Consider the following 24453-nt stretch of genomic DNA (forward strand, 5'->3'; position numbering starts at 1 on the left):
TCAAACTGAATATATGGAATAATTTGAACTAGAGAGGTAATGGGCAAAATTAACTTTTCCGCATAATTCAACGGCATTTTTCATACTTTCTTTATATAGGTTAGGAGGAATACGCTTGAAAAATAAACAGGAAAATGTTGAGATACATCTATCTTTCTTGATTGACAATTCGCCCAACCCAAGCGCGATTGTCGACTTTGACGGACGTTTTTTATACGTCAATGACGCGTTTCGCGAACATTTTGGCAAAATCGAGGATGGCAAGCTACCGAGTATCCTCGCCGATCCGAACGACCCACAATATAATATATATGATTTCCAAGCAATCCAAAAAGCTCCTCTGGAAACCGACATAAATGTAAAGTTGAAATATGGTGCTGAGAAATCGGCGAAATTGAAATTCATGCCCATTCCAGATCGACAACAAGCCATTATCATTCTTCAAATCCCTGAAGGAATCGACCTTTCTGAAAAATCTTATTTGCATGCTTTCCGGAATACCAAATGCTTCATGGTCATTGCGGATAAAGATGGGACCATCCTGAATGTGAATGACAGGAACTTTGAATTCGTCAATTTGCCAAGGGCTTATTTTACCGGAAGGCCGCTCGATGTCCTGTTTCATTTATTTCCGGATCAATCCGAATCCACTCGCCTTCATCTTCAAAAAGTGAAAACGTATGGATGTGCGGAAATGTGGAAACGGTTCGAACGGTCAATAGGTGACGTCCGCCATTATCATATTACATCTTTTTATAACTTGGATACAGAACAATTTTTAATACGAATCTATGACCAGACCGAGTTAGTTCATCTGGAAGAGAGATTGGCGCATTTCGACTCGCTATCGACAGTCGGCGAACTGGCTGCCAGCATTGCACATGAAATCCGCAATCCGATGACATCATTAAAGGGGTTCATCCAGTTATTGCGTATTGCGACACCTGAAGATTCCTTGAAATATTTATCGGTCATCGATGGCGAGATTGAAAGGATGGAATCGATTTTGAGCGAGATGCTGCTGCTGTCCAAACCAGCCATCGCCAAAAAAACGACCTTTTCATTGGAAGTCCTAGTCAATGACATGATTCAAATCGTCCAACCGAAAGCGCTTATGGACGGGATCACCATTATTCAAAAGGAGACCTCCTTATCGGATACGCAAATTGTCGGAGATGCCGCTAAATTGAAACAAGCCATCTTGAATTTGTTGAAAAATGCGTTTGAAGCGATTTCCAAGCGGGGGGTCGTGACCGTCAGTATTGACTTGGATGAAAAGGATCGGGTTGTCCTGACGATTTCCGACACGGGTAAAGGGATGAGCTTGAAACAGATCAATCAAATGTTCATGCCTTTTGTATCATCGAAGACGGGTGGAACCGGCCTTGGATTGCCGTTCGTTTTAAAAACGATGGAAAACCATGATGGTGAAATTTCGGTCCGAAGCGAAATCGGCAACGGCACTACTATTTCCCTGCATTTTCCGTCTGCGAATGAAAAGGTACCCGTGGATGTTTCGCATGCCCGGAAGGTCGTTTCTTGAAGCTATTATACCATCTTTTCGCTAAGCTTTTTGACATGGAGCGCAGCAAGCCGTTATAATTGGAACGAATCTCGTTGAACGGAAAAAAGGTGGTACGAAAATGAATACAGAAATTGAACGTGCCTTAAAGCTCTATGTGGTCCTCTCAAGATCCAGTAAGGTCATATCTGAAGAGGCGAATAAAACGATTGAGAAGCACGGACTCAACCCGACGGAATTTGCGGTTCTTGAATTATTGCATCATCGCGGCAGACAGCCGATCCAAAAAATTGGCCAGAAAATATTATTGCGTAGCGGATCGATGACGTATGTGGTGGATAAACTGGAGAAAAAGGGTTTGTTGCAACGCATCTTTTGCGAAGAGGATAAGCGGATCACCTACATGTCCATCACCAAGGACGGTGTAGAGCTGATCGAATCGATCTTTCCCGAACATGCGGAGAACATCCGGTCGATCATGTCAGGACTGACGACGGAAGAGCAGGAGACAACCATCCAATTACTGCGGAAACTAGGATTATCCGTCAAAAATCTATCATGACGCGCCACAGTTTTAGGTGGCGTTTTTTTGTTGCTCAGCAAATGATAAAGTCTAAGTCCGTGAAAGCTTTCGAATCGGGCGCATTGACTGTCATGCTCCGGGTTGAGTAGGAGCCCTACGCACTTGTTATGTCCAAAGGGGATGAATATCGTGAAGAGAGTAAACATAAAGTTTGGTTTATTCGTAGTTTTTTTGTTGGGGTCATTGTCTTTGGATATAGAATTTTATTTCCAACCGCTCCTTTTGTATTTTCTGCTATTCTAACGGGTCTATCAGCTTGGGTCGTCGGTTTGTGGGGGAATAAATTATTTTTAGATCGTAATGATCGTAATGAGTAGGGAATTAAATAAAGGCGGTATGGACGATAAGGATATCATTCATGCCGCCTTTTTTATTTATTTCTTTTGTATCGTTTCGCCCATGCGCAGGAAGTTCTCGAAGTGCTTTTCATCCGGGGAATCATAGAAGGTGAGGCGGACCAGTTGGCCGTTCCGTTCGAAAACGGTGCTCGTCACTGTCACGGAATCCGTTTGTGCAGAATAGGCTACAGCATCTTCGATTCCATCGCCTTTCGGCAGTTTGACTTCATCTGTCACTTCCGCCGCAGGTTGACCGTCTGTCGAAGCACTGACGACTTCTTTTGTGTTTTCCAGGAATTCGTCCATTTCGACTTCTGCTGCATCCATCGTTTCAATTCGCATAAAGATTGAACTATCTTCATCCACCATCAAGCTGTCTCTTCCCGGCTCTTCGCTCGTTAAGCTATAGCCTGGCAGGACGGCCATGGAATAATTTTGCTCATCGCTTTCTGTTGGGACGGCATCAGTCAATTCGTCCGTTTCGCCATTGGCCGGTTTTTCGGCATTTTCTTGTCCTTCGGTATCCGTGGATCCACTTTCCTCGGGCTCCGTATTTTCAGTTGGTGCCCCAGTAGTCGTTTCTTCTACTGCATTTGTAGGCTCTTCCTGTTGTTCGGCCGGATTTTCGTTTCCGGCCTCCGTTCCACATGCGGCCAGAAGAATTGCGGTTGCAAGTGAAACAGAAAGTAATTTCCATTTGCTTTTCATTGAAAACCCCTCCTTCTACCATATGACGCTAGACTGACGTGAAAGTTTCACTTTTCATTTCCATGGATGATCTTGTATCGTTTGTGATTGACGACCGTTTTCTCTTCCAGTTCCAGTTCATCGAAGTTTTCCATATATGTGAGGTCGACAATGACCGAGTTCTCATTCACTTTTTCCACAATCCCTTGCAGTCCGTCTTTGAACTCTATAATATTTCCCACTTCAGCAATATTCATAGATCGCATCTCCTTTTCACTTACCGATTCTTAGAGGCGGTTCACGTTTACCTCTCTAGTTTGCCTTAAAATAGAATGAAGGTAAAGGGTTTTCTTTGGAGTCGTACGCAGTTGGCAAAAGTTTCCGGTAATTTCCAGGATGTGTTTCTTTGTATGGATTAAAGGGTAGGTATATAATTAGGGAATTAGCCATAATTTAGAAGGGTCGGGGGAAATCAGTTTGAATTGTAGCTTAGATAAGAGGATTGAACAGGTCAGGATTGAGATGATTAAGGCTGTGGAACGGCTAGGGATGACTTCTAAAGAGACAATTGAAATCAGCCAAAAGTTGGATGAGTTGATTAATCAATCGATCCATCAAAAAAACACGGACAAATGGTAATGATGATTTCGGCGATCGAGTCATGTAAGCAAGGCTGAGGCATCATAGGTCGGATAAATGAACTTCATGAAAAATTATATCGAATAAAAAAGATTTAAAAAAATGTTGAAAAAGATGTTTAGGAAGTAAACAAAGCGGGGACATTATAAATGAACACAGCAACATTCTCATTTCCCCCTTTTGTGGACGGACCCTCTCCGGAGGATCCGTCCTCTTTTTTTGTCGGAATTGGAGTGGAAAGTGTCGGAAACTTTGTTACGATGGGAAGAGGTCAAGAACTAAAGGGGGAATGGTCGGATGGAGAAGAAACGGATCGCTTTCATCGGCACCGGGGTGATGGGTGCCAGCATCGTGAGACATTTGCTAGCCGCAGAACATGAGATAATATTGTACACTCGGACGAAAAGCAAGGCGGAGCCACTCATGAAAGAGGGGGCCAAGTGGGCGAGCACGGTACTGGAAGCGGTGACGGGCGCGGATGTAGTCTTTACAATGGTCGGACTGCCGCAAGATGTCGAGGAAGTCTATTATGGACCAGAAGGGGTCTTCTCAGCCCGGGAAGAGGGCCAAGTGCTCGTAGACCTGACGACATCGAGCCCTTCTTTAGCAAAACGAATCGCAAAAGATGCACAAGAAAGAGGCATGGCTGCGATGGATGCACCGGTATCGGGAGGGGACGTCGGGGCGCAAAACGGCACATTATCCATCATGTGTGGCGGAAAGCTGCAAGTGTTCGAAGAGATATTGCCGATCTTATCCCTATTTGGAAAGCAGATCATCTATCAAGGGGGGCCGGGAGCCGGACAACATACGAAGATGGCGAACCAGATCGCCATTGCGACAAACATGATCGGCGTCTGCGAAGCCATATCGTATGCACGACAAGCGGGACTTGATCCGGAAGTTGTGCTGGCATCGATTACGTCAGGTGCAGCCGGTTCCTGGTCATTGTCCAATCTAGGTCCACGGATGCTGCAAGGGGATTTCGAGCCTGGATTTTATGTCAAACATTTTCTGAAAGACATGGACATTGCGCTGAAAGAAGCGGAATTATTGGAATTGCATTTGCCTGGACTTCAAATGGCGAGGGACATGTATAATGAATTGGTCGGGCAAGGATGTGGGGAGAAAGGAACGCAAGTGCTTTTCAAGCGATATGAGGGACAGTGAGTGGCGTCGATCCGCCTGCAAAGGGACGGATCGACTTTTTATTTTCCGTCCAAATAGGAAGAGCGGAAACCTTGTGTATTGTTCACCCGTCGGACTTTTTGCTTCACGACAGGTCGCTTCGGCTTTTCCTCCCTTTCCGGTTGGAAGCCGAGGAAGTGGGTCAAGAGGTTGCGCGCTTCGTTCAAACTCATTCGCTCCTGCGGGTTCCGGGAGTTCCGGTCTTGTTCGCCGAGGTGTGGAAGAGAAAGGAAATCTTCTTTTTCAGGGATGGTATGGAAGAGGAAATCTTGACATTGGACAAGCACCGTGGAATGTTGTTTGCTCTGTTTCGGATTGTCGACGAAATGCAGGCCGATCTTCTCCGCCAATCCTTCGCGGATCAGTTTATCGAGCGCCATCTTTTTCAGCGTATATAGTTGCCGATTATCCGTCGCCGTTTTTGCATGCCGGTTGACTACATAAATGGCAATGGCCAATTGTCGAACCGATTGATGATTTCGTTTCAATAGAATCCTCCTGTTCATCATGATATTCGTCTAATCCCAAACTTTATCGTACCAAAAAGACGAACGAGTGTAAATATTTCGACAAGAAAAGATAAGAAACTGCTATATTTACGGAAGAATTGATAGTATACTAGATTTGGATAGGAGAAAATTCCCTCCCAATTCTTATGTTGAATTCGTACGGTAGGACGGAGGCGCCCATGGGATATTTAGATGCGACACAACCATTTGACCAGATACTGTCATCTTCATTATCCGATAGCCCCTTTCATATGGTGACGCTGATCGGGAAGAATGATCGGGATGAGTTTGACGTTCTATACAGCAATCAATTGGCCCAACGACATTTCCAGCAGTCGGCCGGTATTCCGGCTTCCGATTTTTTCGGAGGTCTATGGAAGCCGATCAAGTCAACACTGAGGAAATTGCTTTCGCAAGGCTATAAACAGACAGAAATCGAGTGGAAGAGCGAAGGCATTACCACGTTGTACGAGCTTTACTTGCAGACCGGTCAGCTGGAATGCGGCAAAGCCGTCATTGTTTTGGAAATAAATGAACGGCAAGACTTGGCTGCCGAACGGGAGAACCGAACGGAGCTTGAACATAAATATATGTCTTTTATCGACCGCAATTTAGATCCGATTTTTACAATCGGCAGGGACTATGCGACCATGTATTCCAATGAAGCGGTATACGAAGTGTACGGATACCGGCAGAAGGAAGTGTCGGGGCGGTCCATTTTGAACTTGCTGGACGATGAAAAAGCGAGTGAATTCAAATATGTCATTGCCCGGGCATTAGGCGGGGAAACTGTTGAAATGGACGATGTTTCATTCCGCCATAAGAATGGGCATCTGCTCCCAACTTATTTGAAAGCAATCCCGATCCTAATGGATGGATATGTCAATGAAATCCATCTTCTATTGCGGGATACCTCGTTGCATCAGGAAAACAATGAAAAATTGCATTTCCTGTCGAATCATGACCAATTGACGGGGCTTTGGAATCGGAATGCGATGAAGTCCCATTTTGCAGAGGATGCAGCCTACGCGCAACGGGCAGAGGAGAGTTTGGCCTTTCTGCACTTAGGGTTGGATCGGTTCAAGTTGATCAATGAATCGCTCGGACATACCGGAGCGGACGAAATTTTGAAGATCGTCGCCGATCGCTTGAAGAAGATTTGCCCGGCGACGGCAAAGTTATATCGCAAAAGCGGCGATGAATTCATCATGACCTTGTCGAATCATACGACGGCCAAGACGGAAAAACTATCGCAGCAAATTTTAGGAGATTTCGCCAAGCCGTTTTATTATAATCACCAGGAATATTTCATTTCGGCTTCATTGGGCATTGCCATCTATCCGGAGGATGGCAAGACTCTTGAAGATTTGTTGAGGAAATCGGAACAGGCGCTTCGGTTCGTGAAGCAGCGGGGGCGTTCCCATTACCGGTTTTATCAAGACCGCATGAATTCGACCTTCCCGGATGAGGCACTGATGGAGTCACATCTCCGGAGAGCGATCGAGTTGGATGAGCTGTCTGTGCATTACCAGCCGCAGGTCGACTTGCGGACTGGCCAAATCAGCAGTTTCGAAGCATTGCTCCGTTGGAATAACCGGAAATTCGGCTTCGTGTCGCCGGGGCAGTTCATCCCTATTTTAGAGGAATCGGGATTGATCCATGAAATCGGCGATTGGGTGCTGGATCAGGTCTGTCGGCAATTGAAGGAATGGCAGAAAAAGAAATTCCGGTTCGTCCGGATTGCGGTCAATATTTCTCCGCAGCAATTCCGGCTGGAGACGTTCATCGACAAAGTGAAAAAGAAAATCATAGACTACGACATCGCCCCTTCTTCGCTGGAAGTGGAAATCACCGAGAGCTCATTGACCGACATGGATGAGACGATCAGTACGTTGAATGAGTTGAAGAAGATTGGCGTGACGATTGCGGTCGACGATTTCGGTACAGGATATTCGTCCCTCAGTTATTTAAAGCAGTATCCGATTGATATTATCAAAATTGATCGTTCCTTTATTAAAGATATCGAAACGGATGCCAAAAACGCGGCCATTGCCCGTACGATCATCAATCTGGCGCATAACCTCGGAATGGATGTTATTGCAGAAGGTGTCGAAAAAGAGTTGCAAGCCCAAATTCTGTTGGAAGCCAATTGCTTTAAAGCGCAAGGTTTCCTTTATAGTAAAGCAGTGCCGGCGGAAGTGATCGTGGAAAAGTATTTCTCCGCAATTCTATAATTGAAACGGATGACTAAATCAGTCATCCGTTTTTTTGAGTATCAAAAAGAATGAAAATTGCATAATTTCTCTCGTAAAACATGGAGCTTAATGGTATTATATGAATGAATAGTCATTCATTGTGATAAGGGGGAATTGATGTGGCGGATGAGAAAGTAATGATCGTAACAGGTGGTTCGAATGGAATGGGGAAGTATATGGCGAAAAAATTTGCCGAAGATGGGCATCAAGTCATTATAACCGGCAGGGATTTGGAAAGACTGAAAGCGGCGCAGCATGAACTCGGGGAAAGGATCCATATTTTTCAAATGGATGTGCGCGATTTGGAATCAGTCGATGCAATGGTCGCCTTTGCGGATGAAAAATTTGGCCGGATCGATGGATTGGTGAACAATGCTGCGGGAAATTTCATCGTCCGTGCGGAGGATTTAAGTCCGAATGGCTGGAAAACTGTCATTGATATCGTATTGAACGGAACCTTTTACTGCACAAGCGCCGTCGGGAAGTATTGGATCGAGAACGGGCAAAAAGGGGCCATCTTGAATATGCTAGTAACATACGCTTGGGGTGCCGGTGCCGGCGTCATACACTCTGCCGCCGCCAAAGCGGGTGTCATGTCGATGACTCGTACATTGGCAGTAGAGTGGGGCCATCGCTATGGAATCCGTGTTAATGGGATTGCCCCCGGCCCGATCGATCGGACAGGAGGAGCGGAAAAACTGTGGGAATCGGATGAAGCAGCGAAACGGACACTTGCTTCCGTTCCGCTCGGAAGGCTCGGCCAGCCCGAAGAAATTGCGGAGTTGGCATCATTTATCATGTCCGAAAAAGCCGCTTATATGAACGGGGAAATCGTTACTTTGGACGGCGGACAATGGCTCAATCAATTCCCGTTTTGATCGGTTGGCACTCTGCCTGCTCTTTCAATAAAAAAGAGGGGGTTTGAAAAATAGTGTAATTCCACGGTTAATTCAACCGGATAAGCGCATCCTTTCGATAAAAGGAGGATGTCTTATGGATATATGGTCAATTCCGTTGGCAATTGTCGTTTTGATAATTACGGCGATCACCATCTGGTCGGTCCGCAAATGGCGGAGTTTCGATCCGGTAGTGAATGGGAAGGACAGTCCGATTCCCGAAGCGATTGAGGAGCACCCGTACACACTGAATCCGATCTTTTGGGTGATTCTCGTTGCTGTCTTTTTCATAGGAATCGTCATTTTCTATTATGCATTCAGCTCTTCTTATTAGAAGGTCGAAACCTCTTCGATTCTGAAGAGGTTTTTGCTTGAAAAGAAGATTCGGCGGTACTTCTTGTGGTATGATAGAAATGAAGATTCATTTAAGTCTTAGCACAGCTAGAGAAGGAGCCGATTTACATGATTTCTGTAAACAACAGGGATTTTCTTTTTATGCCCGTTTCGGACTATATCATTTCATCAGAGAAAGTTGCGCATGTCCAAGTCGGAAATAATGCAGAACACGCCCTTCTTGTCCTGACGAAGACAGGATACTCAGCCATACCTGTTTTGGATGCGAAATTCCACCTGAAAGGGTTGCTTGGCATCGGGATGATTACCGACTCCATTTTGGGGCTGGAACGCATCGAGTACGAACGACTGTCCGAACTGAAAGTCGACGAAATTATGCAAACCGACATTCCTTCGATTCTAACGACTGACCGATTCCAAAAAGGGCTGGACCTTCTGATCAATCATACATTCTTATGCGTGACGGAAGAGGACGGCACTTTTGCGGGAATTTTGACACGACGCGTGATGCTGAAACAGTTTAAAAAATATATCTACTCTGTTCAACAGTAAAGTCCTACAGTAGAATCGCATGGAATGGGAGCGATGGTCACACTTCGCTCAATTATGGCAACGTTTACAAAGGGGTAGCTTCCTGGTGGAAGCGTGTCAAGGGTGAAGAGAGAAAATATAAGGGGAAAGGCTCCGTGGAGGGGCCTTTTTCTAATGAAAGTGATTTTCCGGTTTGCCGTTCGGGAATGTAGCCTGGAGGCGAGGCTCTTGCAACAAAAGGGGTATATGAAAGATACATAAATATAATGGTTGCGGCATTGTTTGGAAGGAGTGATCTTGATGGAAATACAGCAGAAACGGACGAATCGTCCACTTGTTTTAATATCAGTCATGTTGGCCATGTTTGTCGGCGCGGTGGAAGCGACGATTGTCACGACAGCGATGCCTTCGATTGCCGCCGACTTGGGCGGTTTCTCCAGGTATAGCTGGATTTTTTCCGCTTATATGCTGATGAGTACTGTAACGGTGCTCATTTATGGAAAATTGGCCGATTTGTTCGGTCGGAAGCCAATCCTTTTTATCGGGATGGCCATTTTTTTAATCGGCTCGATCTTGTGCGGGTTCGCCGTGACGATGGAACAATTGATCGGCTACCGTTTCTTGCAAGGCTTGGGTGCAGGTGCCGTCATGCCGATTGCCACGACGATTGTCGGTGATATTTACACGACGGAAGAGCGGGCGAAAATCCAAGGGTATTTATCCAGTGTCTGGGGGATTTCCGCGGTTTCCGGCCCGGTGATCGGAGGAATGCTCGTCCAGTATTTGAATTGGAAATTCGTTTTCTGGGTCAATGTGCCGTTGGGGGTGCTTGCCATTTTGGGGATTTATTTATTCCTTCATGAACCGGTCCGCGAGAAAAAGGTTTCCATCGATTACAAAGGGGCCATCCTGTTAACGACTTCCTTATCCGCTATTTTGTATTGGCTTGTGGAGGGCGGGCATTCGTTCAGCCGCCAATCCATTTATAGTTTTGCATTGGTCGGAATCGGAATCGTGTTGTTTGCCATCTTTGTCCGCGTCGAGAAGACGGTGGCAGAGCCGATGATGCCGTTTTCGATTTGGAAAAACCCGGTCATCTTGTATGCCAATTTGGTGTCGATGACAACGGGGGTCATTTTGATCGGGATATCCTCCTATTTGCCGACGTTTGTCACGGGAGTGATGGAACAACCGGCCATCATTGCGGGCTTCACATTGACATCAATGTCGATCGGATGGCCGATCGCTTCTTCTATTGCGGGTCACTTGCTCATCCGGTATGGTACCTTCCGTGTTTCATTCGTGGGAGGTTTGTCTCTTATCATCGGGACAGGCCTATTTGTTTTGATGAATGCGGAATCCGGTCCGTGGTGGGCTGCCTTGGCGAGTTTTTTCGTCGGTATCGGGATGGGGTTGACGAGCACTTCATTCATCGTCACCATCCAAGGGGCCGTCGTCCACGAACAGCGGGGCTCCGCAACTGCGGCAAATATGTTCATGCGCAATCTCGGAAATACAGTAGGAGCAGCCATTTTCGGCGCTGTCCTGAACGGTTCGCTCCTTTATCAATTCAATAAGCAACAAGCGGATTTTCAAGTGGATGACATTAATCTGTTGCTGACTGCCAGCAGCAGGGAAGCTTTGCCAGCGAGCGAACTTCACTCCTTGCAGACGACTCTGGACATTTCATTGCAATGGGTTTATCTCTCGGTGGCTTTGTTCGCTCTGTTAAGCCTGCTTCTCATATTACGGATTCCGCGTGGAAAGGGGTATCACCATGACAACAACTGAATTGGAAATCATCAAAGCACTCGCCGAGGAGGGGAATATGCGGAAGGCCGCAGAGCGTTTATTTTTATCACAACCTGCTCTGTCTCAACGGTTGCAGTCCATCGAGAAGGAGTGGGGGACGCTGCTGTTCCTCCGCTCCCAGAAAGGTCTGGAGCCGACGCCCGCCGGGGAATTGGTCATCCAATATGCGAAGGAAGCGATCGGCAAGCGGGAAGAGACGGTCGAATTAATCGCTTCGATGGCAGATAAAGTGCACGGGACGCTAAAGATCGCCTGCGCCTCCATCGTATGCCAAGCTTGGCTTCCTCAAGTGCTGAAAGACTATGTGAAACAATATCCCGATGCGAAGATATCCCTCATGACAGGGTGGAGTTCGGAAATTGTCAAAGCGCTCTATGAAGGAGAGGCGCATGTCGGAATCGTCCGCGGCCAGGTAGATTGGAAGAGCCACAAGAAGTATCTGTTTCGCGACAGGCTCTATTTAGTGGACCAGGAAATCCAGACGTTGGATGAGTTAAATGACACCGATCGCCCCTTTGTCCAGTTCAAAAGTGACTCCAATTATCATATGGAAATCCGCAGGTGGTGGCAGCATCATTTCAATCAATACCCGAATCGCCAGATCACTGTCGATCAAATCGAGACATGCAAGCAACTTGCGGTGAACGGGATCGGATATGCCATCTTGCCATCCATCACACTGACCGGCGACGAAGTGGTGAATAAAGTGCCATTGCTCAATAATGAGGAGGAATTCGAATTGACACGTGATACGTGGCTGATCGGCTATGAATCGACCTTCTCCTTAAAGCAAGTGGACGCCTTCTCCCAAATTGTCCAAACCCACGCGGAACTGATGCAAAGAAATCATGAATATTAAGAAGAGAGAGGAACCTTATTTTCACACTGACGTACTAATTAAATAGAATAAGGATTGTAATGCACCTGGGTTACGGGCGCTTACATCAAAGTGAAATGAGTAGTGACGGGGGTGTTCATGATGTGGAAACGAGTAGCAGTGTGTCTGACGGTATTCATCGGAGGATTACTGTCATTGCCTTCCGCGATGGCAATGGCCGCTCCTGCATTGAAAGTGGAAGCGGTGGCCGGCTTCGAGGGCAAGGCGAAATATGGGAAGGGGGCCCCGCTTTCGATAACAGTGGAGAATAGCGGGACGTCCGCATTCCAAGGGGATCTCGTCATCGATGTTCCATTCAGTTACCAGACGGGCAGCGGAGTTGCAATCCCGCTTGATTTGGATGCAGGAGAAACATTTTCATCAACTATTGCCATTCCGGCAGTGAACGATCCGGGACAATCTTTCGGGCAGGGTACGGCCAAATCGATTTTCTTGTACGAAGGGGGATGGAAAAAGGGCAAGGAAATCCCTCATAAAGGGGCTCAATTCATCACTACATCGTTGGTAGGAGAAGAATCAAGACTTATTTTGCCGATGACAAATCATGTCGACCGGCTGGCAGCGATGAAGAAAGCTCAATTACCCAATTGGACGGGTGGTCAGTTTGTTATTTCCGCTTGGGGCAGCGAAAAGTTTCCGGATGATGGGGCAGCATGGGGTTCCGTCGACTTCATGATTGCCGACGAGTATCCACTTTCCGACTTGTCCAAGAAAAAGCAGGAAGCCATCCTGAAATGGGTCCGTTCCGGCGGTATCTTGATTGTCGGCGGCTCGGAAAATTTGGCAGCCGAGGCGGGTGTTTTCACCGATTCTCTGCCGATGCAGTTGAACGGCAAGAGCGAAACCGATGCCGCTGTCCTCAACGCTTGGGCGGGAACGGACCAATTGGATGGAACAGTTTCCACTTTCCAAACGACGTTGAATTCGGGAGCCATGCCGCTTCTGGAGGATGGGGATGATGTCCTTGTCGCTTATTCGAAATTAGGGCAGGGACTCGTCTTGCAAACGGCCTTCTCTTTAGGGGACGCTCCGCTTGCTACGATGGGTGGGATGACGGACGTCTGGAATCAATTATTTGCAGCAGGGGAGAAAAATCTCTCCATAACGAATCGGAACTTTGAAAATCCTTCCGAAACCATTGTACATACGATCGGAAGTGCCAATGACCTATTTCCGTCATTCAAAGTGTCCGCTCCGCTTTTATTCGGAATCATCGTCTTCTATATTATCTTGATCGTCCCGGTGCTGTATTTCATTTTGAAAAAGAGGGATAAGCGGGAATATGCGTGGTGGATCATACCGGCGGTTGCCCTGTTAACGTCCATCAGCATCTTCACATACGGGGCGAAAGATCGGATTGGCCGCGCGCAAATCCAGCACAGCGCTGTATTGAATGTGGAATCGGACGGAACGTTGACCGGCTATTATGCGGAATCGATTTTATCCAATAAGTCGGGTGATTTTACGTTTACCGCTCCGGCGGGGACAGAAATGTATGCAGAAATGCCAATGGATATGTTCACGTCCAATCTTCCGACCGTCCACAAGCACGCCATTCTTGAAAAGGATGCCTCCGGTTCCACGCTCCATTTGCGTAATGTCGGCTACTGGAATGTGGCCACGCTGTTCGGAACGTCGGACGTTGACAAGCAAGGTGAATTCGACGTTGCCCTGACGGTGGAGAATAAAAAACTGACGGGTACGGTGACGAACGGTTTTCCATTCCCGCTGACGGATCTATCCATTTGGTCGGGAACCCAGCTGATTCAAATCGGGGACGTCGGGCCTGGAGAGACACTCCAAGTGGATGAAACAATTAAAAATTCGACTTTAGTGCCGAAGCGCTCCTTATATAATCCGTATACTGGACCCGGACGGCAAAATGCGGATGATCTGGACCAGATGCGGAAAGACGGGCTTCTCCAGTTTGCGGGGGACTATTTGAGGCTGGAAGAAAAGCCTTTCCTGATCGGCTATGCGGATACACGGATTATCCCGGTCGAGTTGAAACAAGGGTCGCCTTCGGTTTCCTCCCTGACGATGCTTATGCAGCCGATTACGGTCCAGACCATCCTTGGCGACTCGTTCGAGGTCGATTCCGAGATGATGTCGATGACGCTGCGCTCGCAAGAACATCAATTCGAGGCACATCCGGTCGGTTATGTTCCGGACCAATATTATTTTGATGAACCGGTTTATATCCAAACTTGGCAACTCCCGGAACAATTGCGGACAGAGGAAATCGTCTGGACCGGGTTGGAACTGTCTAAAATCCAGCAAACCTTGTACGAGGCAAGTGTTCTCAACGTGAAAACGGGTGAATTTGAGGAGGCTGGTTCCGTCGGCTCCATCAAGGTCGATCGAAATGTGCAAGATTATATTTCTCCGGATGGGAAAATCACCGTCCGGATGAATTTCAAAGACAGCCGGAATGGAAATGAAGGAAAAGCTCCGGAGCTAACGTTGAATGGCGAGGTGGCAAAATGATCGAAATCAAAGGACTGACGAAACAGTACGGACAGTTCAAGGCGCTCGACGACTTGAATTTATCTCTTTCGGAAGGGACGGTCTTCGGTTTTGTCGGAGCAAACGGTGCGGGGAAATCGACGACATTCCTCATCCTAGCCACTCTTTTGCAGGCGACGTCGGGCGATGCCGTCATCAATGGGGTGAGCGTCCGGGAGAATCCGGCAGACATACGGAAGATGATCGGCTACATGCCCGATTTCTTTGGCGTCTACGATCAGTTGAAGGCGGAGGAGTACCTTGATTTTTACGGTGCTAGCTATGGAATTCCAGCAGCAGAAAGGGAAAAACTCATACCGCAACTTCTCGAATTAGTGGACTTGTCCCATAAGCGCCATTCATATGTGGACGCATTATCCCGGGGAATGAAGCAACGGCTTTGTCTGGCCCGCAGCCTTATCCACGATCCGAAAGTCCTCATCCTGGATGAGCCGGCGTCGGGCCTCGATCCCCGTGCCCGGGTGGAGATGCGGGATATTTTGAAGACGTTGAAAAAGATGGGGAAGACGATACTGATATCATCCCATATTTTGCCCGAGCTTGCTGAAATGTGTGACGAAATCGGCGTGATCGATAATGGTCGACTCATTGCGCACGGCTCGGTCGCGGAAATCCAGGCGAAGCTGCAAGGGGAAAAGGTGATCACGGTCCGTACTACCGGCTCGCCCGACCGGTTGGTTTCATTCCTGGAAGAAGAGCCTTTCGTCTCCCGTATCATCAGGGAAGATGAGCAAAATCATGTCGAGTTTGCGTTCAAAGGAAACGAGGAAGATCAGGTCGCGTTGCTGAATCGGGCAGTCGGCCAGCACATTCCGATCCTATCCTTTACGGAGCATGTGACCAACTTGGAAGATGTGTTCATGGAAATTACGAAAGGGGCTGACTGAATATGAAAGCAGGTTTTTCAAATCCGGTTCTCTTCAAAGAATTGAAACTCCGGTTCAGGTCAGCCAAAAGCTTCAATGGTTTATTATTTTACTTGATTGCGATGTGCATCTTTGTTTTCGGTTTCATTTTCACGACGATGAACGTGTCGGGCACTTCCTATTTCCGGCCGGATGAAAGTTTCATATTGTTTGCGTTGCTGTCTTTCATCCAATTGGCACTCGTCTTGTTCATCACTCCGGGACTGACAGCCGGGACGATCAGTTCGGAACGGGAGAAACAGACGCTTCCGATTTTGTTGACGACTTCCCAAAGTTCATTCCAGATCATTTCCGGAAAATTGCTGTCGTCCATCGCGTTCCTTTTGTTGCTCATCGTAGCGGGGTTGCCGGTTTACAGCTTGGTGTTCCTGTTCGGAGGAATCTCACCCGGGCGCTTCGCCTTGGTGTTCTTGTTCCTCTTCGTGACGTTGCTTGCCATCGGCAGTGTCGGTGTCATGTTTTCGACTTTGATCCGGCGGACGATCGTGTCGATGATTGCGACGTATGGGGTCATGCTGTTTTTAACGATTGTCACTGCGTTTCTGTTTCTCCTTGTCATGCAGGTGACCCGCATGAATTTCATGGGCACGGGAATGCCGCCGCCATCGTATATCGGCCATATGCTCGTTTCCATCAATCCGGGGGTTCTCGTGGCATCGCTGCTGTCCCCTGGAATATCGGAAGGCCTTTCGGAAATGACACAAGTGAAGTTTCCCGTTTGGGTCGGCTACTTGACGTTCTATGTCATTTTAACGATCGGGTCATTGCTCATTTCCATCACCAATTTACGTGTCAATATGAAACGGACTAAATAAGGAGGGGTTGGACGGATGGACAGTTTGCTTCAGTATGTCAAGTCGGCATTGCGGCGTTTGCAGGTCGAGAAATCCGTCCATCGGTTGCAGGGCGGTTTATTCGCCGCCTCTGCGACTGCCTTGCTCATCGTGGCGGTGAGCCGCTTGTTCGTTTGGCCGCACTATCTACGGATTGCTGCCATTTCCGCCGGTGTTGTATTGGTCGGCTCTTTGCTCTATCTGTTTTATAGGCGAGTCAAAAGAATGGAGGCCATCCGGAAGTTGGATGCGTATTTGCCGGATAATCTCCTGCTGACTGCTTTAACTGTGAATGAAGCCGAAACCCACCTTGCCTCTGCACTCGTCCGTTCTGCTGAAACGGAAGTGGCGGATGCTTTTGAACGGTTCAAAAAAAGGGAGAAGCATTATTTGAATGGAAAAATGCTTGCCGGATTCGGAGTTGCAACGATCCTTCTTGCCGTTCTGATCCTCTTTCCATCCGAGGCACAGCGTGAAGCGGAAGCGGGTGTCAAAGAGAAGGAAATCGTCGAAGAACTGAAAAAAGAAGTGAAAGAGCTGGCGGAAAAAGAACCGGTCCCCGAAGCGAAAAAGGAATTGGACTCTCTTGTCGACAAGTTGCAGGAGTTGAAAATACCTGAAGAAGTGCTCCGGGAAGTGGTGAAAAAGCAGAAGGAATTGAAGTTGCAAGAGCAAGATTTGGCAGAGAAGAGCACGGCGGGTGAATCCGATGAAACATCTGCCGATCAGCTATCCGAAGAGGAACTGGAACAATTGAAATCGCTCGCCAAATTAGCCGATGCGCTCGCCCGGAACGTAGGCAAAGCGCAAACCGCGTTGAATAAAATCGGAAAGGCACCGAGCCTGCCGGCGTTGGCGAGTGGGAATCCGACTTCCGAAAATTCATCATCCGGCAATTCAGGAAGCCAAAGTCCGGCCGGCGAATCCGGCTCGGCTGAAGGGCATCCGGGCGCAGGCGCTGGGGAAGGAGACAGCCAAAGCGAAGGCACCGGCCAATCCGGTCAGAACCCAAGTTCCGGCCAAGGTACTGGCCAAGGTTCGGATCAAGGGCAAGGCAACAGCGGCCAAGGGCAGGGAAATGCAGGATCGGGACAGGGAACAGGTCAAGGCACCGGCCAAGGAAACGGTCAAGGAGGAACGGGCTCGGGCTTCGGCGGTGCAGGAACTGGCAATGGCCAAGGTGCCGGGGCGGGGACTGGTTCCGGCGGACGGACGCTTCTGTCGATCCCCTTCGAACGGGTCGGTGAGAAATCGGATCCTTCAATTGTCAAAGGCGAGCACGGAAAAGGTGATTTCATCGAAGAACGTTCAACGGATGGACCGGTGGAAAAAGGATCAATCCGTCCTTATCCGCAAGTGGTTGGCGATTACAAGGAATCCTATTTGCAAAGTACCGATAAATTACAACTTCCCTCCGACCTCCAGAATGTATTATCCGATTATTTTTCCTCCATTGAATAGAAAATCACGAAGGATGTGGGGTATATGCCGTTTACACCGGAACAGTTTGAAGAAATAAGCGGGAATCTTGGAAGGGTGAAAGAGGAAATCGGGAAGTTCATCGTCGGCCAGGAAGAAGCAATTGAGTTTTCCCTCTATGCCATCCTTTCCGACGGCCATGCGCTGTTGGAAGGGTTGCCGGGGCTTGGGAAGACGATGCTCATCCGGACAATTTCCGAAGTGTTGGACCTTTCCTTTTCCCGGATCCAGTTCACCCCGGATCTGATGCCGGCGGACATTACCGGGACAAGCATTTTGGAGCGGGATGAAGCAGGCGGGCAACGATTCGTCTTCCAGAAAGGCCCGATTTTCAGCCAGATGGTCCTCGCGGATGAAATCAATCGGGCCACGCCCAAAACGCAGAGCGCCTTGCTGGAAGCGATGGGGGAAAAGACCGTCACCGTTCTCGGCGTGACACGGGAAATGGCACGTCCCTTCTTTGTTCTGGCGACGCAGAACCCGATTGAAATGGAGGGGACCTACCCATTGCCGGAAGCGCAGATGGACCGATTCATCTGCAAGATCCTGCTGCCTTACCCTTCCAAGGCGGAACTGAAGGAAATTACGAAGCGCACAACCGGTTCCCGTCAAGTGGCCATTTCGAAAGTGATGGACACCGAAACGATTGTCCGTGCACAGGAGATGGTAAAAGAGGTCGTCATCGCCGATGAGATGATCGAGTATGCCGTCGACTTGGTCGCGGCTACGCAAGGCGGCAGCGGTCCGGCGGAAGAATGGACACGCTATGTCCAATATGGAAGCGGTCCGCGAGGCCTGCAATCGATCATCCGGATGGCCAAAGCGCGGGCGCTCATGAATGGCCGCTACCATGTATCCATCGCGGATATCAAGACGGTTGCCAAACCCGCCCTTCGCCATCGGATTCTCATCAATTACGAAGGAGAAGCGGAAGGAATCGACGTCGATCTTCTTATCGATAAGCTTTTGGATGAAGTGAAGCAAGGGAGCGCCGTGTAATGGGACAGAATCTGTTTCCCGATCAGCTTGCCAAGCGGCTTGATCCATTGTCGATCGTTTCACGTTCCAGGCGGCTCGGCCATCATAAGGGCACTCATCGTTCCCGGAAGACGGGCTCTTCTCTTGATTTTTCCGATTTCCGGGAATACCATCCCGGGGATGATTTGCGGCATATCGATTGGAATGTCTACGCGCGGACAGAGAAACCGTTCATTAAACAGTTTCTGGATGAACAGGAGATGCGGGTCCATATCCTGCTCGATCCGACGAAGTCGATGGGGATGGATGGGAAATGGGATATCGCTCGGCAATTGGCGATAGCGCTCAGCCATATCGCGTTGAAAAGCGGGGACACTGTTTCATTTTCCACGTATTCTGACGACCAGAAAATCTTCTTTCGAAGAAAAGGGGCTGTCCACCGGGCCGCTATGACGAAATTTATCACTTCAATCGAGGCGTCCGTGTCATCAAGCGATTTCACGGATCGGGCCATCGCTTCCATTCCGAAAGCGATGACAGTTCTGTTCATCATTACTGACGGATTGGAGGCTACGGATAAGTGGGAGTATCTTTTTCGGCGGCTGCCCGGAATTTGCGGTGATGTCCGGCTGATCACGGTCCATTCTGCAACTGAGCAGGCTCCGGAATACGAAGGGGACGTCCGCTTGATCGACGTGGAAAGCGGGAGTGGCGTGGAAGTGACGATGACGAAACAGGCCGTGACCGGATATTTGAATGAAAAGTTGGACCATGAGGCGAAGCTTGCGGCGCTGGCCGGAAAATTTGGCATCGGGCTTTTGCGTGCGGAAGTGACGGATGGCGTCATGGAAACGGTGACGAAGAAAATGAGGCATGCCGGTTGGGTGCGATAGAAAGGGGACGGCCAGATGGGATTCGATAAGCTGATCAATAGTTGGACGGCAATCTTTCCTCTTGCCGTCCTTCTCTATTATTTTTTCCGGAAACGTTACGAGACGAAGACCATTTCGTCGACATTATTTTGGGAAGAATCGATGCGGGAAATGAAAGTGTCGCCTTACTTGAAAAACTTACAGCGGAATGCCCTCTTTTATTTACAGATGGCTGCGCTGCTTTTATTAGTAGTAGTTCTACTGGATCCGTTCGTAAAAAAGAGTGGAACGGCCGCGGGGCATACGATTTTCGTTGTGGACACATCCGCAACGATGCTTGCCGAGTCGGATGGACAGACCATCTGGGAGCGCCAGAAAACGTTGATGAAGGAGTTGGCCGTAGAGCGGAAAGGGCAGCCCATCTCGATCATCACGACCGGCAAGGAGCCAACCCTGTTGGTAAGGGAGGAGACGGACGGGGAAGTTATCCGCTCGGAAATCGAGAGGCTGGAAGTCGCTTATGAGCAGGAGCATATGGACCGTGCCATCGAATTTGTGAAGTCGTTCGTCCTATCAGAACCGGCAGATGTCCACATTTTCACAGATGAGCTGGATCGCAATCAATTCACGGAGGCGGATGAAACGATCTCGTGGAATGTTCACAGTTCGAAACTGCCGATTGTGAACCTTTCTATTCTCAATTTCGGGGCGGTCCGCACCTCGGAGGGTAATGAAGCAATCGTCAAAATCGGCAATCAATCGGACACCGCCCTCGATGGAACTATACAAATCAAAGATCCGCTGACCGGGGACATGCTGGCTGAACAGAACTTTTCGATTGAAGCGGAAAAAGAACAGCTTGTGTCGTTCAAGGAGTTGCCTCCTCTCCAAGCATTGACTGCTGAGCTGGATGTCAAGGACGGCTACGCAGTGGACAATTTCGCCTCCATTCTCCTTGGGAGTGAGATTGGAGAAGCCATCGTCGATAATCAACTGCATGAGCTGGTGAAGAAAGCGTTCGAGGCAGTGAATTTGGATGTCACGTCGGGGGCAGTGCAGGAGATGGAGGCTGCACGGGAGAACGCGATCGTCGTAACGAACGATGTTTCATTCCTGAAAAAGGGATCGAAGCCTATATTGCTCATTGGGCGAAACGATGAGTCGGCTCAACCGGCCGAAGGGCCCGTTTTGACGGAGGATCATCCTCTTTTCTCCCTTGCTGATCTAAGCGATGTCTATGTTGCGGAAACCTATCCGCCTTTCCGGAATTTTAGGACACTCGCGACTGTCGGGGACAAGCCGTTCATCCAGCAATCCAAGCGGGGAGATATTGTCATCCTGTCTGATATGGAAATGACCGATTGGCCGCTGCACGCATCTTTCCCTTTATTCGTCTGGAGCGCGACAGAACTGCTCGGCTCGGACGCTGAATCACTAGGGGCCTTCACTCCGGTGGAACGTAGAGCGGTACTCGCTGGCGGGGACGGTCTGGAATTGTTCACTTTACACGATGAATACGTGACGAGTGTGGGGGAAGGTTCGCAGTTTGTCGCACCTTCCATGCCCGGCCTCTATCGGGCGATGGACGGGAGCAACGAGAGTCTATTCACTGTGCAGCTGGAACAGTCAGAGAAGGTGGTCCGTTTTGGTTCCTCTTATCAGATAGGCAGAAACGCGGAAAATGGAGCGGAACAGGAAGGGCACCGTGGAATCGGCTGGATTTTCATCCTGCCTATCCTTCTGCTGTTGCTCGCGGAATGGGAGGTGCAGAGACGTCGTGGATATCCGAATTGAAGAGCCATACTGGTTGCTGTTGCTCATTCCTGCCGCAATTTATATGGGTTTCACATGGAAAACGTCGGGACAGCGCCTAGCCGGGAAGGGGACTATCCTCTTTGCCCTGCGTTGCCTAGCGATCATCGCTCTCGTCTTTGCCCTCACTTCCCCCTATTTGACATCACGCGCCAATGAAGAACAGATTTTATTCGTCGTCGACCGCTCCGTTTCGGTTGGAGGGGCACAGGAAAAGGCGGATGAATGGATTGCGGAGAGCCTGAAGGGACGGAAAGAGAATCAGTCGGTCGGTATAAATTCATTTGCCGGTTCGTTCCGGACTGATGTGAAACTGACGGATTCCGACTTTACAATCCCGGACTTGCCGGAGCTGCCGGATAGGGATGATGCGACTGATTTGGCGAAAGCGATCGATCTCGCTGCCGCCGTTGCCAATAACAAAGTTGCGACCCGGATCGTTCTCCTGACCGATGGATTGGAAACGGTCGGTTCAGTCGAACAGCTCTTGCCGAAATATGCAGGGGGACGGGTGCAAATCGATACGGTTCTGCTAGATCAAGAGAAAACCGCGGATGCTTCGATCGCCCTTTTTGACACCCCTAAAACGGCGTACGAAGGGGAAAAGCAATTGCTCCATGTGGAAGTGGAGTCGTCCACCCGGACAACGGGAGAATTGATCATCACGCAAAATGATGAGGAAATCATACGGGAATCAGTCGAGCTGGAGCCGGGGACAAACCGCTTTTCATTCCGCAATGCAGCTTCAGGAAAAGGTCTATTGAAGTATGAAGCGAAACTGATTGTGCCGGATGATGCAATCCTTGAGAACAATCGGATGCTTGCCGTCACGATGCTGGAACAATCGCCGCGCGTGCTCATCGTCCAGACGGAGCGCAACCCATCGGCGATCCCGAAACTTTTGGATTCCCAATCCATTGACGTAAACGTAATGAATGCGGCTGAGCTGCCGGAATCGCTATCGGGCTATCTTGGATATGGGGCGATCATTTTTGACAATGTCCCGGGGCACCAAGTCGGCGAAAACAAGATGACTGTCATCGAACAGGCTGTGAAAAAATTCGGCGTCGGCTTCATGATGGTCGGCGGAGATGAAAGCTTCGGTCTCGGCGGATATTTCAAATCGCCGATTGAACGGTTACTACCGGTTGAGATGGAACTGCAAGGGAAGGAGCAGATTCCGTCCCTCGGGCTGGTCATCGTGATGGACCGTTCCGGCAGTATGTCCGGTTCGAAAATCATTCTGGCGAGGGAAGCGGCGGCGCGATCTGTCGAGTTGCTGCGGGATGATGATACGTTCGGATTCATCGCGTTCGACGACCAAGTATGGGAAGTCATCCCTATCGGTGCAGTTGGAAATAAAGAAGAGGCGATTGAAAAAATCCTGTCCGTTCCGGCAAACGGAGGGACGGATATTTTTCCGGGACTGCTGAAGGCGTATGAGGATTTGGCGGACAGTACATTACAACGGAAGCATGTCATTTTGCTTACCGATGGCCAGTCTCCGATGCCACCGGGCTACGAGGAGCTTATTGAGGAAGGCAGAAATCAGCAGATTACTTTGTCGACAGTCGCCATCGGGGCGGATGCTGACTGGACCTTGCTGGAAGAGCTCGCAGAAGAGGGCGGCGGCCGATTCTACGATGTCATTGATGAATCGACGGTCCCGGCCATTTTGACTAGGGAGACCTCCATGATGACCCGGACCTACATCGAAGACGATCCGTTCTATATGACAGTGGCCGGCATCCCTCTCTGGTCCTCGCTTTTTGAGGAAGGTGTCCCGAAAATGAATGCTTATATTGCAACGACTCCGAAACAGACGGCGACGATCGTAGCGGAGAGTCACAAGCAAGACCCGATTCTCGCGGAATGGATGTACGGCCTCGGCCGGACGATCGCGTTCACCTCGGATGCGACTGGAAAATGGTCCGGGGATATAGCGAGATGGGCGAACTATCCGGAATTTTGGAATACGGCCGCTGCCCGGCTATTGCCGTCCTATCGGGAAGTTCCCTATATCATCACCCATGAAGGGGGAGGGACCTACACCGTGACAGACAGTTCCCGCAAGGCGGCTTTCCTGGATGTCGCGGTTGTCGACGAGAGTGGCGGAGAGGTGCCCTTCACCGCCGAACCGCTTGCACCTGGAAAAATGAGGGTGACGGTGGATGCCGATCCGGGACTCGTCTTCTTCGGCGTTTCGGATGATCAAGGCGGTTTATTCGAGGCTGGTGTTTCCGTCCCCTATTCGGAAGAGTATACGTATTCCAAGCCGAATGAGAGACTATTGGAGAAGATTGCCGACCGGACGGGTGGAGAGCTGCTGGAAGAGGGGGATGATCCGACCCGGGTGTTCCGGGATCATCCGTATAAAAGCGGGGAGCAGACCACGATTGTGGAATGGCTGATCCTCACCGCCCTGCTGCTGTTCTTCATCGACATCACATTGCGGCGGTTCGGATTGTTGAAAGGGGTTGCCGCGAAACGCAGGGCGGAACCGGTGGTCGAAGAACCAGCGCGCGAACAAGACAGCATTTCGGAATTGTTGAAAGCGAAGAAGAAAAGATAACTGCCAGTTTTGTTTGGCAGAAGCCGTCCGCTGATATTTCTTGCCAGTGCTGATCAACGGTGTGGAGTGTTGATACTTTGCGCCAAGTGCTGATAAATCGCGGGAATCGCTGATATATTCCGCCAAGTGCTGAAAAGTCGCGGGGATCGCTGATACTTTGCGCCAAGTGCTGATAAGTCGCAGGAACTGTTGATATCTTCCATCAACCGCTGATCAACCCCGGAGAGCCGCTGATCCATTCCT

22 protein-coding genes are annotated in these 24453 nt (G+C 49.3%); 19 read left to right on the forward strand and 3 right to left on the reverse strand.

The genetic code is table 11. From position 1 onward, the window contains the following. Nucleotides 1-115: 115 nt before the first annotated feature. The 3 genes from OXB_RS17960 (at nt 116) to OXB_RS18850 (ending at nt 2422) form a co-directional block, all read left to right on the forward strand. Nucleotides 116-1543, forward strand: coding sequence for a PAS domain-containing sensor histidine kinase (locus OXB_RS17960; protein ID WP_052483967.1), 1428 nt, complete (start codon nt 116-118; stop codon nt 1541-1543). A gap of 100 nt (nt 1544-1643) precedes the next feature. Then, nucleotides 1644-2084, forward strand: coding sequence for a MarR family winged helix-turn-helix transcriptional regulator (locus OXB_RS09505; protein ID WP_041073734.1), 441 nt, complete (start codon nt 1644-1646; stop codon nt 2082-2084). 128 nt (nt 2085-2212) lie between these two features. After that, nucleotides 2213-2422 carry a hypothetical protein gene (locus OXB_RS18850; protein ID WP_158333669.1) on the forward strand — a complete coding sequence of 70 codons (210 nt, stop codon included), beginning with the start codon at nt 2213-2215 and terminating at the stop codon, nt 2420-2422. Between the two features lie 57 nt (nt 2423-2479). On the opposite strand, the gene OXB_RS17965 is transcribed toward OXB_RS18850, so the two are convergent. Both OXB_RS17965 and OXB_RS09515 read right to left on the reverse strand, forming a co-directional pair. After that, nucleotides 2480-3151, reverse strand: a complete 672-nt coding sequence (locus tag OXB_RS17965; RefSeq protein WP_052483968.1) for a hypothetical protein — start codon at nt 3149-3151, stop codon at nt 2480-2482. A 47-nt stretch (nt 3152-3198) separates the two neighbouring features. Continuing rightward, complete coding sequence (locus OXB_RS09515; RefSeq protein WP_041073735.1) at nt 3199-3387, reverse strand: YkvS family protein; 189 nt, start codon at nt 3385-3387, stop codon at nt 3199-3201. Between the two features lie 220 nt (nt 3388-3607). Between OXB_RS09515 and OXB_RS18435 the strand changes: the two genes are divergently transcribed. Both OXB_RS18435 and OXB_RS09520 read left to right on the forward strand, forming a co-directional pair. Continuing rightward, nucleotides 3608-3769 carry an aspartyl-phosphate phosphatase Spo0E family protein gene (locus OXB_RS18435; protein ID WP_084212432.1) on the forward strand — a complete coding sequence of 54 codons (162 nt, stop codon included), beginning with the start codon at nt 3608-3610 and terminating at the stop codon, nt 3767-3769. Between the two features lie 297 nt (nt 3770-4066). After that, nucleotides 4067-4939 carry an NAD(P)-dependent oxidoreductase gene (locus OXB_RS09520; RefSeq protein WP_041073736.1) on the forward strand — a complete coding sequence of 291 codons (873 nt, stop codon included), beginning with the start codon at nt 4067-4069 and terminating at the stop codon, nt 4937-4939. A gap of 38 nt (nt 4940-4977) precedes the next feature. Here the strand turns inward: OXB_RS09520 and OXB_RS09525 are convergent, their stop codons facing one another. Further along, the gene (locus OXB_RS09525) at nt 4978-5445 is read right to left on the reverse strand and encodes a YkyB family protein (RefSeq protein ID WP_231860307.1); all 468 of its coding nucleotides are present in this window, start codon (nt 5443-5445) and stop codon (nt 4978-4980) included. Nucleotides 5446-5645: 200 nt separating this feature from the next. Here OXB_RS09525 and OXB_RS09530 point away from each other — a divergent pair, with 200 nt between their 5' ends. The 14 genes from OXB_RS09530 to OXB_RS09595 all read left to right on the forward strand — a co-directional run bounded on the left by OXB_RS09530 (nt 5646) and on the right by OXB_RS09595 (nt 24210). Further along, nucleotides 5646-7700, forward strand: a complete 2055-nt coding sequence (locus tag OXB_RS09530) for a putative bifunctional diguanylate cyclase/phosphodiesterase (RefSeq protein WP_052483969.1) — start codon at nt 5646-5648, stop codon at nt 7698-7700. Between the two features lie 158 nt (nt 7701-7858). Then, nucleotides 7859-8599 carry a 2,4-dienoyl-CoA reductase gene (fadH, locus tag OXB_RS09535; RefSeq protein ID WP_041076593.1) on the forward strand — a complete coding sequence of 247 codons (741 nt, stop codon included), beginning with the start codon at nt 7859-7861 and terminating at the stop codon, nt 8597-8599. Between the two features lie 115 nt (nt 8600-8714). Next, nucleotides 8715-8951, forward strand: a complete 237-nt coding sequence (locus tag OXB_RS09540; protein ID WP_041073737.1) for a hypothetical protein — start codon at nt 8715-8717, stop codon at nt 8949-8951. 128 nt (nt 8952-9079) lie between these two features. Further along, nucleotides 9080-9523, forward strand: a complete 444-nt coding sequence (gene cbpB, locus OXB_RS09545) for a cyclic-di-AMP-binding protein CbpB (RefSeq protein WP_041073738.1) — start codon at nt 9080-9082, stop codon at nt 9521-9523. Nucleotides 9524-9802: 279 nt separating this feature from the next. Next, nucleotides 9803-11293 (forward strand): MDR family MFS transporter, encoded by a 1491-nt coding sequence (locus OXB_RS09550; protein WP_041073740.1) that lies wholly within the window; start codon nt 9803-9805, stop codon nt 11291-11293. Next, a complete protein-coding gene (locus OXB_RS09555; RefSeq protein WP_041073741.1) occupies nt 11280-12173 on the forward strand; it encodes a LysR family transcriptional regulator in 894 nt (297 codons plus the stop codon). The genes OXB_RS09550 and OXB_RS09555 overlap by 14 nt, the downstream gene beginning before the upstream one ends. Nucleotides 12174-12293: 120 nt before the next feature. Continuing rightward, nucleotides 12294-14699, forward strand: a complete 2406-nt coding sequence (locus tag OXB_RS09560) for a hypothetical protein (protein WP_041073743.1) — start codon at nt 12294-12296, stop codon at nt 14697-14699. Next, the gene (locus OXB_RS09565; protein ID WP_041073745.1) at nt 14696-15625 is read left to right on the forward strand and encodes an ABC transporter ATP-binding protein; all 930 of its coding nucleotides are present in this window, start codon (nt 14696-14698) and stop codon (nt 15623-15625) included. The genes OXB_RS09560 and OXB_RS09565 overlap by 4 nt, the downstream gene beginning before the upstream one ends. A 2-nt stretch (nt 15626-15627) precedes the next feature. Further along, nucleotides 15628-16479 (forward strand): ABC transporter permease, encoded by an 852-nt coding sequence (locus OXB_RS09570; RefSeq protein ID WP_041073747.1) that lies wholly within the window; start codon nt 15628-15630, stop codon nt 16477-16479. Nucleotides 16480-16494: 15 nt separating this feature from the next. After that, nucleotides 16495-17958, forward strand: a complete 1464-nt coding sequence (locus OXB_RS09575; protein ID WP_041073749.1) for a hypothetical protein — start codon at nt 16495-16497, stop codon at nt 17956-17958. 24 nt (nt 17959-17982) lie between these two features. Beyond that, on the forward strand, nt 17983-18975 hold the full coding sequence (locus OXB_RS09580; RefSeq protein ID WP_041073751.1) for an AAA family ATPase: 993 nt from the start codon (nt 17983-17985) through the stop codon (nt 18973-18975). Then, nucleotides 18975-19847, forward strand: a complete 873-nt coding sequence (locus OXB_RS09585; RefSeq protein WP_041073753.1) for a DUF58 domain-containing protein — start codon at nt 18975-18977, stop codon at nt 19845-19847. The genes OXB_RS09580 and OXB_RS09585 overlap by 1 nt, the downstream gene beginning before the upstream one ends. 15 nt (nt 19848-19862) lie before the next feature. Beyond that, complete coding sequence (locus OXB_RS09590) at nt 19863-21620, forward strand: vWA domain-containing protein (RefSeq protein WP_041073755.1); 1758 nt, start codon at nt 19863-19865, stop codon at nt 21618-21620. Then, nucleotides 21604-24210, forward strand: coding sequence for a VWA domain-containing protein (locus tag OXB_RS09595; protein ID WP_041073756.1), 2607 nt, complete (start codon nt 21604-21606; stop codon nt 24208-24210). Before OXB_RS09590 ends, OXB_RS09595 begins: the two co-directional genes overlap by 17 nt. Nucleotides 24211-24453 lie beyond the last annotated feature (243 nt).

The organism is Bacillus sp. OxB-1 (genome assembly GCF_000829195.1).
Classification (GTDB): Bacteria; Bacillota; Bacilli; order Bacillales_A; family Planococcaceae; genus Sporosarcina.